The organism is Psychroserpens sp. BH13MA-6 (assembly GCF_052983595.1).
The window spans coordinates 1-588 of record NZ_JBRJGE010000048.1; the positions used below are offsets into that span (position 1 = coordinate 1).

Sequence of the window (588 nt, forward strand, 5' to 3'; positions counted from 1 at the left end):
CTTTTTCCAGTTTGGAAGTTCCAATTTCCTTTCCTTCTAAAACTATATTATAATTTGTTTTGCAACTGTTTAGCACTTTTTCGTTGTAAAAGTCTAAATAATAATCAGAAGCAAGACATTCAAATGTCTCGTCTTTAAAAAAGAAAATAAAATGTTTTCTGTCAGATTTGTTAGTTTGAATTTTCTCAATCGGATTTGGGAACTCTTTATCTAATCCGCTTTTAATTTCATAAAATTCTCCCCAAGGTAATTCGTTGTGATTTGTTCTATATTGTCCATAAAAATATCCTTCATCATTGCAATTATTTAAAGAATATTCCGCACAGTTTTTAAATCGGATTTTAACTTTGTCACCTTCTTGGTATCTATCAAATCTGAAATGATTTAGATAAATGTCCATTATTAAATCAATTCCGTCCACTTCTAATTCAATTTCAGGTGAAACTGGGTCAGCGTTCCAATCTTTTGTTATTTGGATGTAGTCAATTTTTCGAGTGGGATTTTTCTCAATTTTATTTGTTCCAAATATTTTATTTATCCAACTCAATTTTCTTGTTTCTTCGGGTTTTTCTTAAATGACGCACAACG

General features: G+C 29.6%; 1 protein-coding gene. It reads right to left on the bottom strand.

From position 1 onward, the window contains the following. A partial coding sequence (locus ACU8DI_RS15400) for a hypothetical protein (protein ID WP_447113683.1) occupies positions 1-547 on the bottom strand: 547 nt, incomplete at its 3' end. Between the last annotated feature and the right edge of the window lie 41 nt (positions 548-588).